The organism is Neorhizobium populisoli, assembly GCF_019430945.1.
Taxonomy (GTDB): Bacteria; Pseudomonadota; Alphaproteobacteria; order Rhizobiales; family Rhizobiaceae; genus Neorhizobium; species Neorhizobium populisoli.
Map to the genome: position 1 here is coordinate 49337 of NZ_JAHYCB010000007.1, position 14062 is coordinate 63398.

A 14062-nucleotide genomic window follows, 5' to 3' on the forward strand; every position below is an offset into this window, starting at 1 on the left:
CCACCAGCGGCGACCTCGAAGGCAAGATCGGCGCCAAGCTGCCGATGATGCAGGCCTTCCGCGCCGAGCGCCCGGATGCCGATACCCGTATTCCCGTCGGCCGGCCGGGCCGCGAACTCTGCCTTTATCCCGCTGCCTTCGGTTACGACCTGCAGGAAGAGCTGGAATTCCTATCGAACCGCGCCATGGAACCCAATATTTTCTTCTCCGCCCGTCTGCTGGCACCCGCCATGCCGCGCGTCGAAGACAAGCAGGTGCGCCTGGCGCTGATCCGCGATGAACAGGGCGAACGCAGCCGCATGCGCCTTTTGATGCCGTTCACGGTGGAAAAGCCCGGCTTCTCCATGGGCGCCTCGATCATTCGCACCTGGGCGAACCCCTTCGGTCCGCTCGGCACGCCGCTTCTCGATGCCGAAGAAGGCGCCGAGACGATCGACAACCTGCTGGAAGCGCTGTCGCAACGCTCCGCTCGCCTGCCCTCGGTTCTCGTCCTGCCGGATGTGCGCCTCAATGGTCCCTTCGCCCAGCTTGCCAAGGCGGTTGCGATGGGCCGCAACCTGCCAGTGGCGGTCACCGATCCCTTCCAACGGCCCATGCTGGAAAGCCTGCAGGATGGTCCGACCTATCTGAAACATGCCGTCTCGCCGCATCACTACCGCGAAATGCGCCGTCTCTGGCGCAATCTCGAAAGCAAGGGCTCGCTCACCTATTCCGTCGCCCGCCAGCCGGAGGAAGTGCGGCTGCGAATGGAGCAGTTCCTGCTGCTTGAAGCCAAGGGCTGGAAAGGCCGCCGCCGCTCGGCGCTGATCAACGACCGCTACCGCTCTGCCTTCGCCCGCGAGGCGGTCGCCAATCTTTCCGAAGTCGATGCGGTGCGCATCCACACCGTCGATTTCGAGGGCGAGGCGATCGCTTCCCTCGTCGTCTTCATCATGGCCGGCGAAGCCTATACCTGGAAAACGGCCTATGATGAGCGGTTCAGCCAGTTCTCGCCCGGCAAGCTCCTGATGATGAAGCTGACCGAATGGCATCTGGAAGACGCCAACATCATGCGCACCGATAGCTGCGCCGTGCCGGATCACCCGATCATGAGCCGCTTCTGGGAAGAACGCGAGGACATGGGCACGCTGGTGATCGGGCTCAGCCAAAACAGCGACCGCGACGTGCGCCAGGTCGGCACCCAGCTGCACCTTTACCGCAACACCCGCAACATGGCCCGCATCCTGCGCGAAAAGATCCTGTCGCTGACCGGCCGCCACGAATAGCCGCAGAAAATAGCTATTCGGCGGCGGCCTTCTCGCGCAGCAGCCGGCGGATGACCTTGCCGGTCGTCGTCAGCGGGATATCGTCGACGAAGGCCACTTCGCGCGGATATTCGTGCATCGAAAGCCGCGTCTTCACCCAGTCGCTGATCTCACCGGCCAACGCATCGCCCGGCGCGTAACCCGGCATCAGCACGATATAGGCCTTGACGATCTCGGTGCGGACAGGGTCCGGCTTGCCGACCACCGCCGCCAGCCGCACGGCCGGGTGGCCGGAGAGACAGTCCTCGATCTCGCTCGGCCCGATGCGATAACCCGACGAGGTGATGACGTCGTCGTCGCGGCCGACGAATTCCACATAACCTTCGCGATCCTGCCGGCCGAGATCGCCGGTCATCAACCAGTCGCCGGTAAATTTCGCATCCGTCGCCGCCTTGTCGTTGAAATAACCAAGGAACATTACCGGGTCCGGCCGGCGGATGGCGATCTGGCCGATCTGCCCTGCAGGCAATTCCATGCCCTTCTCGTCGACGATGCCGACATGATGGCCCGGCACCGCACGGCCGATGGCGCCACCGCGGGATACACCGAGATTGGCGGCGGACCCCAGCACGAAATTGCATTCCGTCTGGCCGAACAGCTCGTTGACTGTCAGGCCCAGCGCCGATTTCGCCCAGTCGTAGGTCTCGCGACCGAGCGCTTCGCCTGCCGAGGTGATCGTGCGCAGTTTGAGATCGTATTTCTCACGCGGATTGGCGATGGGTTTCATCAGCCTCAGAGCCGTCGGCGGGATGAAGGCGTTACGGACGTCCATCTCCGCCATGATACGGAACGCCATGTCGGCATCGAACTTTTGGGCCGGCGAGGAGACGACCGGCATGCCCAGCATCAAGGCCGGCATCAGCACGTTGAGAAGGCCGCCCGCCCAGGCCCAGTCGGACGGCGTCCAGATTCGGTCGCCGGGCTGCGGTGCAAATTCATGGCCGAGTTGGAAGCCCGGAATATGGCCTGCCAGCACGCGATGCCCGTGTAGCGCAGCCTTGGGCGGACCGGTGGTGCCGGACGTAAAGATCATCAGCGCCGGATCGTCGGGGCCGGTTTCGGCGACGTCGAACAGCGGCGGGTGACTGGCAACGAGGTCATCGAACGAAAGAGCCGTTTCTTCAGCCAGTCCGTGGCCGGTCGCGATGACATGCCTCAATTCCGGCAGCTTGTCGCGCAGATCGGCAAGCCGCGACAGGCCGAAGGCATTGGTGACGATCGCGGTGGCCCCGGATGCCTTCAGACGATATTCCAAGGCCTCGGCACCGAAAAGCAAGGCCAGCGGCAACGCGATGCCGCCCATCTTGTAGATCGCCACATGGGCGATCACCGTCTCGAAACTCTGCGGCAGAAGAAGCGCTATGCGATCACCGCGCCTCAATCCGAGCCCCATGAAAGCATTAGCAAGCGAAGCGGAACGGCCGGCAAGTTCGCCATAGCTCAGCGAGAGATGGTTCCCGTCCGGGCTGAAATGCTGGAGACAGATGCGATCGGGGTCGCGGGCGGCCCAGGCATCACTGACGGTTTCGCCCATGTTGAACCGGGAGGGGATGTCCCAGGCAAAATCACGGAAGATTGCCTCGTAAGAGGCACCGGCTGGCAATTTCATGGGCAATGGTTCTCATTTTGCTGCACCAGCTAACATCTTCGAAACTTGAAATACAAGAGGGACAAAACAGGGGGACAGCCTCGAAACCGGTCATTGGCTGCAAAATAACGCTGTTTCGGATCGAACCCGCCCGGCTGAAGGCAAACCTGGCCTCTCCGCCGGACGGGTTCCGGCTGATCGGTCAACGCGATGCTCGCATGCGCAGCATCTGGCAGAGCTGAACGAGCGCGCGATCGCCTCCATCCGAGAGGACATCGCCGCACCGCGCCAACAGGCGTCGCTGCTCGCTGCCGGACATGCTCTGGAAGGCCTGCCGTTGCGCCGGGCTCAACCCGCCAACTGAACCCGGTCCGGCACCGCCCGCACCACCGGATCCGGCCCCTCCGGCACCCGGAGCCCCCGACCCGCCTGTTCCAACACCGACATCCACGCCCGTACCGCCGGAGCCTCCGATGCCGACGCCGACATCGGCGTTGACGCCATCGCCGCCGCCGACAGAGGCAGTGACGTCGGCATCGATCCCGTCAGACGTATCGAGACCAACGCCGGCATTGACGCCGTCGCGGCCGCCGACAGAAGCGGAAACATCGGCATCTAGGCCGCCTCGTCCACCCACATTCGCATCCGCGTTGACACCATTCGAGCCACCGACCGATGCATCAACATCCGCAGCACCTCGGCTGCCGCCGACACTCGCCTCGGCATTGACCCCGTTCGAGCCGCCCACCGACGCATCGACGCCGAGCCCGTCATTCGTGTTGACATCGACGCTGACACCATTTTCGCCACCGACCGACAAGCCCTGCGCATAGGCAGCACCTGTTGCCATCGGCAGCGCGACGCAGCCTGAGAGCAGCAAAATACGAAGTGATTTCCGCATGATATTCTTCCTCATTCGAGCACCGGCACCATGCCGGAATGCTAAGGACCGAATGCCGCGACCACCTTTCGTGTTTCAGAAATAGCTAAACAACAACTGCACGCTCTTAATGATTGGCAAAGATCGGAGCGGAAACGTCCCAATGCGGCACGCCGACACTGAAAACACACACAGATCGTCCCCACTTCATCCTTGCGCGCCGGTGCGCGACCATGATAGAGCGCTTGCCACTACCGAAGTGCCCCGTTGGCGGAATTGGTAGACGCGCCTGACTCAAAATCAGGTTCCGAGAGGAGTGCTGGTTCGATTCCGGCACGGGGCACCACACATCCTTGCATCTTCCAATATTGCGCGCCGGCGGAACAAAATTATCCGTCCGTGGTTGCTTGCCTACCAGGAAGATTTGACCAACAAGGATGTTGAACCATGCGCGCTCTCTTTGCAGCCGTACTGATTTGTTTTTCAGCTTTGGCCTCCGGCGCAAGCGCGTCGGAAGCGGATTTCCTGAAGTCGATCGAAGGGCAGTGGACCGGCGGCGGCAAGGTCCTCACCAAACTCGGCGGCCAGAACGTCAATGTATCGTGCAGCATGCAGTCGGATGCCAATTCGTCGCGTTTTTCGATGGATGGCACATGCCGCGCAATGGTGGTCGTTTCACGCAGTTTCAAAGCCGATGTCCAGGCATCCGGAGCAAGCTATTCCGGAAACTATGTCGGAGCTTCAGGCAAGCCATCCAGGCTGGCGGGCAGCCGGCAGGGAAACACCATCAGCCTTGATGTAACCTGGGCCAACGAAATCTACGGCGACAAGGCGGCCCGGATGACGATCCAGAAGGTCGGAGAAAACGGCCTGCGCATCCGCACGATCGATCGCGACCCGGAATCGGGCAAATCGATCATCACCACTCAACTGGATCTGCAGCGTAGCTGATCCACGGCGCCGTCAGCCTGCTCAAAAATCGTTCCACCTTTCTATCCGCGGCCGCGCATGTTACCCACGCGGCAAAGCAGGATAGACACGATCATGAGCAATATCTGGAAACAACCGGTCATCGTCAGCCTCGGCGAACCGCCGGTCGAAACGGCGATCGATTCGGTTCAGGCCGCGGCCTGGGCGATGATAGAGGACTGGCCGACCGAGGACGGAACGGCGCTCGACCGAGCGCTTCTCGTCTTCGCGGCGATCGATGCGGGCAAACGCAAGCCGGAGGAAGGCCGCAAGGCTTTCGTGGATGCGGCCGTCGAAGCCGGCATCCTGATCCGCGCCTAGTTTATGCAAGCCCGAGCCCATCCGGAACCTGGCCGGATCCGAGCACCCTTCACCACAAATCCTCCGTAAACTCACGAAAAATTGCCGGAATGGAAACGCTTTGTCTCCAAGGCGCTGATTTACAGCATTCCCGCATCTGCTCTAAGTGAGCGACGTATCAATCAGGAGAAGCGCATGGCGCTGTCAGCTTCCACTCCCCGCTCCCGCACCGGCATCGGTTATGCTGTTCTTGTCACGCTCGGCATGGCGGCAACCGTCGGCGGCGCGCTCGCATTTCAGTATGTCGGCGGCTACATTCCCTGTGCACTCTGCCTTCTGCAGCGCAATCCTTATTATTACGGCATACCGGTCGGCATTCTGGCGATCATCGCCTCTGCCATGGGCTTGCCGGCCTGGGTCACCCGGGCGCTTCTCGTCGTCATCGGCGTGATGATGCTGGTCGGGGCCGGCATGGGTGTGTTTCATTCGGGCGTCGAATGGCATTTCTGGGAAGGCCCGTCGAGCTGCGGCGGGGCTTCCGGCGTCACCACCAATGCCGGCAACCTTCTGTCTGATCTGAATACCGTGCATGGCCCGTCCTGCACGGAAGCCGCACTTCGCGTGCTCGGGCTTTCCTTCGCCGGCTGGAATGTTATTGCGAGCATCATCCTTGCCGCAATCGCCTTCGTCGGCGCAAAAAAGGCCGCGTAGCGCGGCCTTTTGGAAATCGGGAAACTGCGGCTGTCATCACGGCTGCAGTTCGGTATCCCAGTAGAGATAGTCCATCCAGCTTTCGTGCAGATAGTTCGGCGGGAAAAGCCGGCCGTTATTGTGCAGGTCCTGCACCGTCGGCGCATAGGGCGTCTGGTGCGGATGCATGCCCGCCTGTTTCGGCAATTTGCTGCCCTTGCGAAGATTGCAGGGCGAGCAGGCCGCAACGACATTTTCCCAGGTCGTCTCGCCGCCATGGGCGCGCGGGATGACGTGGTCGAAGGTCAGATCGTCATGCTCGCCGCAATACTGGCACTCGAACTTGTCGCGCAGGAAGACATTGAACCGAGTGAAGGCGGGATTGCGGGTCGGCTGCACGTAGGTCTTGAGGCTGACCACGCTCGGCAGGCGCATCGAGAAACTCGGCGAGCAGACCGAATGATCGTATTCCGCAATGATATTCACACGGTCAAGAAAAACCGCCTTGATCGCGTCCTGCCAGGACCACAACGACAAGGGATAATAACTCAGCGGCCGGTAGTCAGCGTTCAGGACGAGCGCCGGCAGGGCCTGCGGGGAGACTGCAATCGTCAAGTGACGCTCCTACCCGATTCGGCATCTGTACTTTCTATATTAGGTCCGTTGTTACAGGATTGTGAAGCCCAATAAATGCAGTGGGATACTTGGTATCCAACCTCACACGATCGGCGTCACGTTCCGGCGCATCTGGACCGCATAATAGGCCCAGAACAGGCGCGCCGCGACGGATCGCCACGGGCTCCACATCTCTGCCATAACGCCAAGATTTTTTGCAGAAGGCCGGGATTCCATGGCGAAAGCATGGCCGACCGCCGCCTGCAGCGCCACATCGCCGGTTGGGAAGATATCGACATGCCCGCCGCAGAACATCAGATAGACCTCAGCCGTCCACGGACCGATGCCCGGCAAAGCCGTCATAGCCCTGATCGCCTCCGCCGTTTCCAGGGCAATAACGGCCTCGAGGTCGAAGCGGCCTTCCGAAATAGCTGTGGACAGATGCAGGAGCGTGCGCGCCTTGGCACCCGACAGACCGAATGTGGCGATCACTGCAGGGTCCAGCGCGGCATAACCGGCGGCGCTTATGGGACCGGCGACGGTGATGCGCTTCCAGATGGCGTCGGCGCTTGCCCGCGAAACCATCTGCGAGACGACGATCGAGGCAAGTCCGGGAAAGCCGGGTTCGTTGAGTCGGAGCGGAACGGAGCCCGAGATATCGATGATTGCGGCAAGGCGGGGATCAAGAACCGTCAACGCCCTCAGCCCTTCCTCGATATCCGTGTGATCGCGAATGATTTTCATTTCAGCCAGATTTATCGATCGATTGATTGAATGGTCATCTCAATTCCGGTCACCCCCATCCTCGACAAGGCAAACGGAGGTCATAGATAGATCCGTATATTTTATTTTTGGAACGGGGCCGCATGAAACTCGATAATTTCCGCGCTGCAGGGCGCGTTTTTCTCCTCTCCCTTGGCTTGCTCCATTTCCTTTCGAACATTCAAAATGCGCATGGCGAAGAGGCAAACGTACCGGTTATTGAAAGAGAGGCTCTTGCCTCGATCAAAGATGCAAGTGTCGGCGTTCTCGTTTTCGGCATTCAGGCCGGGCAGTTCTCCGGCTTCAAGGTTCTTTCCGGATCGGTCGAAGACAAGGCCGCGAGGGAATTCGAAAACGGTCAGGGCGCTTTGGTCAGCGCAGAACTCGCCCAGCAGCTTTCCTTGCATACGGGCGATGTCGTTACGCTTTTAAACCCCGTTGGGAATGTTACCCCAATGGGGGTTGCTCCAAGCATCACCCGCTACCGTGTTCTGGCGATTGTTGGTGATGAAACATCTTACCCTGGCGTCGGTGCGGTTTACATCCGGCGGGCGGACGCGGAGAAATTCCCGGCGTCCGGCCGATGAACCCCTTTTTCGGCCATCCTTCCCGGCATCAGTCGTTTCTGCGTTATCCATCGCTGTCACCACCAAAACATGGCAGAAGCAACCATGCCCGGCATCCACGATCATCCCGTCTTTCGTTTCGCGCCAAGCCCGAACGGGCTACTTCATCTCGGCCACGCGCTGTCCGCCGTCCTCAACCACGACATGGCAAAAGCAGCCGGCGGCCGGTTCCTGCTGCGCATGGAGGATATCGATCTCACCCGCTGCACGCCGGAACTCGAACAGGCGATCTACCGCGATCTCAGATGGCTGGGTCTTGATTGGCAGACGCCGGTACGGCGGCAATCGGAGCATTTTCCGGCCTATCACGAAGCTCTCGCGCGGCTGGATGAAATGGGCCTCGTCTATCCTGCTTTTCTCACGCGCGGTGAGGTAAAGGCAAAGGTCACCGCACATGAAGCTAAGGGAAAGATCTGGCCGCGCGATCCGGACGGTTCGCCGCTTTACCCGGAAAACGACCGAAACCGGAGCGAGACCGAGCGCGCCGCTATCATCGCCAACGGCGTGCGGCATGCCTTCCGACTCGATACGACCAAGGCGCTTCAAATGATCGGCCGGCCCCTGACCTGGACGGAAACGGGAGATGGCGAGCAAGGCGAAATTTCAGCCGACCCTGCCGCGTGGGGCGATGTCATCCTCTCCCGCTCGGATGCGCCGTCGAGCTACCATCTCTCGGTCACCGTCGATGATGCGGCCCAAAACGTGACCAACGTCGTGCGTGGCCTCGATCTCTTCGAGGCGACCGCCGTCCACCGCCTGCTGCAGGAATTGCTGGAACTGCCACAGCCGATCTATCACCACCACCGGCTGATCGTCGGTCCCGACGGCAGAAAGCTCTCCAAGAGCGAAGGTTCAACGGGGCTCGCGGCGCCGCGCGACCAAGGGCTCACGCCCGCCGATATCCGCCGGCTGGTCGGGCTGTGATGCTGCCTCCTCCCGCCGGCGCTGTTCTTTCCTGAACCGCGAAAACACCGAATAGATGCGGTATTTCATCAGCGCAGCATTGAGCTCAGCACCGAGCATGAAGATCACGCCGACCATATAGAGAAACACCAGCACGATCATGATCGACGCCAACCCCGCATAAGTCGCGGCGTAATTGGCGAAGGTCGAAAGATAAGCGGCAAAACCGAAACCGAAGCCGGTCCAGGCGACGATCGTCAAAAGCACGCCGGGCAGGATGTCGATCATCCGCCGGTCGCCGGCCGGCAGCCATTTATGCGACAGGACGAGGCCGATCAAAAGCAGGATCGCGGTGCCGATCACACCCCAGTTGGCAATGGCGCTCAGGTCTTCGATCAGTGCCGGAAACCGGCTCTGGGCAAACCGTGTCGCGACCGGCACGGCGAGTAGCAGGATGCTGATCACCGCGAACACCACGACCGCCGCGATCACATAACCCAGGCTCGCAAGCCGCGTCACATACCATGGCCGGGTCTCGGTGACGCGATAGGCGCGGTTGAGCGAAATGCGCAGCGCCTCCACGCCGTTGGAGGCGAAATAGGCGGCGGCCAGAACCGAAAGGGTCAGCAGCCCGCCGCGCGGAATGGTCAGCACCCGTTGGATTTCCGTCGCGATCGGGCTGGCGATATCCGCCGGCCAGGTGTCGAACAGCAGATGGATGGCCGTCTCCGCAAAGTCGCCTGCCCCGAGAAAACCGGCCAGTGCGGTCCCAAAAATCAGGAACGGGAAAAGCGCCAGCAGGCCGGAAAGCGCCACATGGCTCGCCATCGCCCAGCCGTCATCCTCGGTGAAGTGCCAATAGGCATCCCAGACCACCTTGAAGGCAAGCCTGGTCCACCGGACGGGGCGGATTTCTTCGGACAACAGCAACTCCGCAGGTGGCTTGGTTGTGACTTCTGGCGAAATATGGGAGGAACGCAGGGACTTGTACAGGGAACCCACTCCAATGGACGACAGGAAAACGATCATCGTCACCGGCTGTTCCTCCGGCATCGGCGCCCATTGCGCCCGCGCTCTGAAGAAAGACGGCTGGCGGGTGTTCGCGACGGTGCGCCGGGAAGAAGACCTCGCGCCGCTCGAGGCCGATGGCATCGAAGCCCTGGTCATGGACTATACCAAGATCGACACGATCGTGACGCTGGTCGACGAGGTTCTGAAGCGCACCGGCGGCAAGCTAGACGCGCTGTTCAATAACGGCGCCTACGGCCAGGCCGGCGCCGTGGAAGATCTTGCGACGGACGTGCTGCGTGTCCAGTTCGAGACGAATTTCTTCGGCTGGCATGAACTGACCCGCCGGCTGATCCCGGTGATGCGCGCCCAGGGGCATGGCCGCATCGTCAACTGCTCGTCGATATTAGGCCTCCTGCCCTATCGCTACCGCGGTGCCTACACCGCCTCGAAATACGCGCTGGAGGGCCTGACCATCACCATGCGGATGGAGCTTCAGGGCAGCGGCATCGAGGTGAGCCTGATCGAACCCGGCCCGATCGCCTCGAAATTTACCGCCAACGCGCTGATCATGATCAACCGCAATGTCGATATGGAAGGTTCGGCGCATGCGCAGCAATACAAACGCCAGCTGAAGCGGCTGGATGGCCGCGGCCCCGTCAGCCGCCATAAACTCGGCCCGGAAGCGGTGTATGGCGTGTTGACGCATGCCTTGACCGCGCCTCGCCCCAAGCCACATTATCTGGTAACCCGGCCCGCCAAGCAGGGCGCCTTCCTGAAGAGAATTCTGCCGGCCGCGCTCTTCTACAAGCTCATGCGCCGGATCGATTGAGAAGATAGATGTCCAGTTTCCTCACCATCGTCACCTTCCTTGTCATGGGGCTTGTCGTGCTCGTGCTCATTCGCGGGCTGATCAACATGCTCAAGGGCACCGACGCCAACAAGTCGAACAAACTGATGCAGATGCGCGTGCTGCTGCAGGCGATTGCCATCGCGCTGATCATGCTGACATTGTGGATCACGGGCGGCGGTCGCCCAAGCTGATTCTCGAACACTCATTCTGATGGCGGCGGATGGTCAAACTCAACAAAATCTACACCCGCACCGGTGATGACGGCACGACGGGGCTTGCTTCCGGCCCCCGCCGCGACAAGCATGACCTGCGCGTCGAAGCCTATGGCACCGTCGATGAGACCAATTCCACTATCGGCCTCGCCCGCCTGCACACGTCCGGCATGGCAGACCTCGACACCATGCTGTTCAGCATCCAGAACGACCTCTTCGATCTCGGCGCCGACCTTTCCACCCCTGACACCGGCGAAAAGCTGGAATACGAGCCGCTGCGCATCATCGAGGCGCAGGCGACACGGCTGGAGGCGGAGATCGATGCGCTGAACGCCCATCTCGACCCGCTCCGCTCCTTCGTCCTGCCCGGCGGCTCACCGGCTTCCGCCTATCTGCACCTCGCCCGCACGGTGTCGCGCCGGGCTGAGCGGCTGATGGTCGAGCTGTCACGGCAAGAGCCGGTCGGCGCGGCCGCGCTGAAATATATCAACCGCCTCTCCGATTTCCTCTTCGTCGCCGCACGCTTTGCCAATGACGGCGGCAAGGCAGACGTGCTTTGGGTTCCGGGGAAAAACCGCTAAGGGTATAGGCGGGACAGGAGAGGGCCATCGATGTTCATCCCGCTGCATGACGCCGTAGAGCTGAAATATATCCGCATCCAGTTCGTGACGATCGGCCTTATCGCCGTCAACATTATCATCTGGCTGCTGTCGACCATGGCGAGCCCGGCAACGGTCGAGCACGCCTCGCTCGGCCTCGGTTTCATTCCGGCCGTCATCTTCGATCATGCAGTGCTCGATCCCTCGCTGATCGTGGTGCCCGAAGATGCGACCTTCATCACCTATGCTTTCCTGCATCTCGATTTCTGGCATCTTGCCTCGAACATGCTGTTCCTCTGGGTGTTCGGCGACAATGTCGAGGATGCGCTGGGGCATATGCGCTTCTTCATCTTCTACCTGCTTTGCGCTGCGGCGGGCGCCGCCCTTCACGGTTTCGTCGGGCCGGAATCGCAAGGCCCACTGATTGGTGCCTCGGGCGCAATCTCCGGCGTGGTGGCCGCCTATTTCCTGCTGCATCCCCGCGTGCAGGTCTGGGTTCTGGTACTCTTACGAATTCCGCTGCCGCTGCCGGCCTTCATTCCGCTGGCGCTCTGGATCGTCCAGCAATTCGTCATGCTCTGGTTCGATCTCGATGGCATGGTCTCCTGGGGCGCCCATGTGGGCGGCATCGTCGCCGGTGCGCTTCTGGTGCTTGTCATGCGCCGCAAGGGCGTGCCGCTTTTCGACCGCGCCCTCATCACGCCGCGTGCCGTGCGCCGCAAGCTCACCGTGCCGCAGGTCGGCCACGCGCTTGAATGAGCCGAACGCAATATGCCCCTAACCGAATATGCCTATGAGAAAACGACAAGCTGAGATGGCAAATCCGCGTTGTATTCGGGCGAAAAATGCGTATCCATGTCGCCCACTGACAAACGAGGAGGTGGCAAATGTCGCAATTTGCTGTCGAAGATAGTCAAGGAAGGACCCCATGAAGATCCTGGTGCCAGTCAAGCGCGTGGTCGATTATAACGTCAAGATCCGGGTCAAGCCGGATGGTTCGGGCGTCGAACTCGCCAACGTCAAGATGTCGATGAACCCGTTCGATGAAATCTCGGTCGAAGAGGCTCTGCGGCTGAAGGAAGCCGGCAAGGCTGAAGAAGTGGTGGTCGTCTCGATCGGCCCGGCCAAGGCCGAAGAGACGCTGCGCACCGCGCTCGCCATGGGCGCCGACCGCGCCATCCTCGTCGAGACCGACGATCTCGTCGAACCGCTCGCCGTCGCAAAAATCCTCAAGGGCGTCGTCGATGCCGAACAGCCCGGCCTGATCATCGTCGGCAAACAGGCGATCGACGACGATTCCAACCAGACCGGCCAGATGCTTGCCGCCCTTATCGGTTCGGCTCAGGCGACCTTCGCCTCGAAGATCGAGATTGCCGATGGCTCTGCAAAAGTCACCCGCGAAGTCGACGGCGGTCTGCAGACGATCGAAGTCAAGCTTCCGGCCGTCGTCACCACCGACCTGCGTTTGAACGAGCCGCGCTACGCTTCGCTGCCGAACATCATGAAGGCCAAGAAGAAGCCGCTCGACAAGAAGACCCCGGGTGACTTCGGCGTCGATACCGCGCCGCGCCTCAAGGTGCTGAAGACCGAAGAGCCGGGCGGGCGCAAGGCAGGCATCAAGGTCAAGACGGTCGAGGAACTGGTCGGCGCCTTGAAGACCGCCGGCGTGCTCTGAGCGATAGGAAAAGGATTATTCACATGGCCATTCTTCTTCTCGCCGAACACGAAAATGCCAGCCTCAACGACCAGACCGCCAAGGCGCTGAGCGCCGCGGCCAAGATCGGCGGCGACGTGCATGTCCTGGTCGCAGGCTCGGGCGCCCAGGCTGCGGCCGACGCTGCCGGCAAACTTGCCGGCGTCTCCAAGGTGCTGCTCGCCGACGACGCGGGCCTTGCCAACAACCTGGCGGAACCGCTGGCGGCACTCATCGTCTCGCTCGCCGGTTCCTATGACGTGATCATCGCGCCGGCGACCGCGTCGGCCAAGAACGTCATGCCGCGCGTCGCAGCCCTGCTCGACGTCGCGCAGGTCTCGGAAATCATCGAAGTGGTCTCCGCCGACACGTTCAAGCGTCCGATCTATGCCGGTAACGCCATCCAGACTGTCCAGTCGGCCGACGCCAAGAAGGTCATCACGGTGCGCACCGCTTCCTTCCAGGCTGCCGGCGAAGGTGGCTCGGCTGCCGTCGAAACCATCTCGGCTGTTGCTAACCCCGGCGTTTCCTCCTTCGTTTCCGACGCGCTGTCTTCGTCGGAACGTCCGGAACTGACCTCCGCCAAGATCATCATTTCCGGCGGCCGCGCGCTCGGTTCCTCGGAAAAGTTCAAGGAAGTCATCCTTCCGGTCGCCGACAAGCTCGGTGCCGCCGTCGGCGCATCGCGTGCCGCAGTCGATGCGGGTTATGCCCCCAACGACTGGCAGGTCGGCCAGACCGGCAAGGTCGTCGCCCCGCAGCTCTATATCGCAGCCGGCATTTCCGGTGCCATCCAGCATCTGGCCGGCATGAAGGATTCCAAGGTCATCGTTGCGATCAACAAGGACGAGGAAGCCCCGATCTTCCAGGTCGCCGACTACGGCATCGTCGGCGATCTCTTCGAAATCCTGCCGCAGCTGGAGAAGGCGCTTTAACCCTCTTCATCTCGCAAGCGCGAAAAGTGCTGGCAAAACGACCAATAGCGGAATAACAATTTGCCGGGCTGCATACATGCAGTCCGGCATTTTCATAAAATGGGCGCACGTTGGGGATAGCGTTG

Annotated in this window: 17 protein-coding genes and 1 tRNA gene; 13 read left to right on the forward strand and 5 right to left on the reverse strand. The window is 61.3% G+C overall.

Going from position 1 to position 14062, the window contains the following annotated elements:
* The first annotated feature begins 44 nt into the window (after nt 1–44).
* Entirely contained in the window at nt 45–1265 is a 1221-nt protein-coding gene (locus KX729_RS20325) for a GNAT family N-acetyltransferase (protein ID WP_246617743.1), read from the forward strand.
* 13 nt (nt 1266–1278) lie between these two features.
* On the opposite strand, the gene KX729_RS20330 is transcribed toward KX729_RS20325, so the two are convergent.
* Both KX729_RS20330 and KX729_RS20335 read right to left on the reverse strand, forming a co-directional pair.
* Nucleotides 1279–2913 carry an AMP-binding protein gene (locus KX729_RS20330; protein ID WP_219744321.1) on the reverse strand — a complete coding sequence of 545 codons (1635 nt, stop codon included), beginning with the start codon at nt 2911–2913 and terminating at the stop codon, nt 1279–1281.
* Nucleotides 2914–3094: 181 nt separating this feature from the next.
* Nucleotides 3095–3793, reverse strand: coding sequence for a hypothetical protein (locus KX729_RS20335; protein WP_219744322.1), 699 nt, complete (start codon nt 3791–3793; stop codon nt 3095–3097).
* A gap of 240 nt (nt 3794–4033) precedes the next feature.
* Here KX729_RS20335 and KX729_RS20340 point away from each other — a divergent pair.
* The 4 genes from KX729_RS20340 (at nt 4034) to KX729_RS20355 (ending at nt 5752) form a co-directional block, all read left to right on the forward strand.
* Nucleotides 4034–4118 (forward strand) — tRNA-Leu (locus KX729_RS20340).
* Between the two features lie 101 nt (nt 4119–4219).
* Nucleotides 4220–4723 carry a hypothetical protein gene (locus KX729_RS20345; protein WP_219744323.1) on the forward strand — a complete coding sequence of 168 codons (504 nt, stop codon included), beginning with the start codon at nt 4220–4222 and terminating at the stop codon, nt 4721–4723.
* Between the two features lie 93 nt (nt 4724–4816).
* A complete protein-coding gene (locus tag KX729_RS20350; protein WP_219744324.1) occupies nt 4817–5062 on the forward strand; it encodes a DUF982 domain-containing protein in 246 nt (81 codons plus the stop codon).
* A 174-nt stretch (nt 5063–5236) separates the two neighbouring features.
* A complete protein-coding gene (locus tag KX729_RS20355; RefSeq protein ID WP_219744325.1) occupies nt 5237–5752 on the forward strand; it encodes a disulfide bond formation protein B in 516 nt (171 codons plus the stop codon).
* Between the two features lie 36 nt (nt 5753–5788).
* Here the strand turns inward: KX729_RS20355 and KX729_RS20360 are convergent, their stop codons facing one another.
* Together KX729_RS20360 and KX729_RS20365 are read right to left on the reverse strand one after the other, a co-directional pair.
* Nucleotides 5789–6346, reverse strand: coding sequence for an HNH endonuclease (locus tag KX729_RS20360; protein ID WP_219744326.1), 558 nt, complete (start codon nt 6344–6346; stop codon nt 5789–5791).
* Between the two features lie 102 nt (nt 6347–6448).
* Entirely contained in the window at nt 6449–7090 is a 642-nt protein-coding gene (locus tag KX729_RS20365) for a DNA-3-methyladenine glycosylase family protein (protein ID WP_219744327.1), read from the reverse strand.
* A gap of 122 nt (nt 7091–7212) precedes the next feature.
* Here KX729_RS20365 and KX729_RS20370 point away from each other — a divergent pair, with 122 nt between their 5' ends.
* A complete protein-coding gene (locus KX729_RS20370) occupies nt 7213–7695 on the forward strand; it encodes an ABC transporter permease family protein (protein ID WP_219744328.1) in 483 nt (160 codons plus the stop codon).
* A gap of 69 nt (nt 7696–7764) precedes the next feature.
* A complete protein-coding gene (gene gluQRS / locus KX729_RS20375; protein ID WP_219744329.1) occupies nt 7765–8658 on the forward strand; it encodes a tRNA glutamyl-Q(34) synthetase GluQRS in 894 nt (297 codons plus the stop codon).
* Here the strand turns inward: gluQRS and KX729_RS20380 are convergent.
* Complete coding sequence (locus KX729_RS20380) at nt 8587–9561, reverse strand: YihY/virulence factor BrkB family protein (RefSeq protein WP_246617728.1); 975 nt, start codon at nt 9559–9561, stop codon at nt 8587–8589. The genes gluQRS and KX729_RS20380 overlap by 72 nt on opposite strands.
* Before the next feature lie 82 nt (nt 9562–9643).
* On the opposite strand from KX729_RS20380, the gene KX729_RS20385 reads away from it, so the two are divergent.
* The 6 genes from KX729_RS20385 to KX729_RS20410 all read left to right on the forward strand — a co-directional run bounded on the left by KX729_RS20385 (nt 9644) and on the right by KX729_RS20410 (nt 13937).
* Nucleotides 9644–10477: an SDR family oxidoreductase gene (locus KX729_RS20385; protein WP_219744330.1), complete on the forward strand. Its 834-nt coding sequence runs from the start codon at nt 9644–9646 to the stop codon at nt 10475–10477.
* Nucleotides 10478–10485: 8 nt separating this feature from the next.
* Nucleotides 10486–10689, forward strand: a complete 204-nt coding sequence (locus KX729_RS20390; protein WP_219744331.1) for a twin transmembrane helix small protein — start codon at nt 10486–10488, stop codon at nt 10687–10689.
* Between the two features lie 29 nt (nt 10690–10718).
* Complete coding sequence (locus KX729_RS20395; RefSeq protein WP_219744332.1) at nt 10719–11291, forward strand: cob(I)yrinic acid a,c-diamide adenosyltransferase; 573 nt, start codon at nt 10719–10721, stop codon at nt 11289–11291.
* A 30-nt stretch (nt 11292–11321) separates the two neighbouring features.
* Nucleotides 11322–12068, forward strand: coding sequence for a rhomboid family intramembrane serine protease (locus tag KX729_RS20400; RefSeq protein ID WP_219744333.1), 747 nt, complete (start codon nt 11322–11324; stop codon nt 12066–12068).
* 169 nt (nt 12069–12237) lie between these two features.
* Entirely contained in the window at nt 12238–12984 is a 747-nt protein-coding gene (locus KX729_RS20405) for an electron transfer flavoprotein subunit beta/FixA family protein (protein WP_219744334.1), read from the forward strand.
* A 23-nt stretch (nt 12985–13007) separates the two neighbouring features.
* Entirely contained in the window at nt 13008–13937 is a 930-nt protein-coding gene (locus KX729_RS20410) for an electron transfer flavoprotein subunit alpha/FixB family protein (protein ID WP_219744335.1), read from the forward strand.
* Nucleotides 13938–14062: the final 125 nt, after the last annotated feature.